At 34.1% G+C, this 246-nt stretch carries 1 pseudogene; it reads right to left on the bottom strand.

Annotated features, from left to right (window positions below):
• Positions 1-246: pseudogene (gene istB / locus FS608_RS29915) on the bottom strand (IS21-like element IS232 family helper ATPase IstB); the annotation flags it as partial.

Genomic DNA, 246 nt, shown 5'->3' with positions numbered 1-246 from the left:
AATTTTGAAGTAAATCATGACATTTAATAAAATAAGTACTTGTTCGCTTTTTAGCTGCTGCTATACCAATAGACGTGGCCAAATGGGTCTTACCAACACCACTAGGTCCTAAAAATACTATGTTTTCTTGTTGCTCTAAGAAACGTAGAGAAATAAAATCTAAGATTTGTTGTTTATTAATACTCGGCTGGAATTCGAAATCAAACTCATCAACCTCCTTTCTATGAGGAAATGCGCCCATTTTCA

The organism is Bacillus sp. X1(2014), from assembly GCF_007678255.1.
The sequence above is the reverse complement of the archived record's forward strand: the minus strand, read 5'-3'. Positions and strand labels throughout refer to the sequence as shown.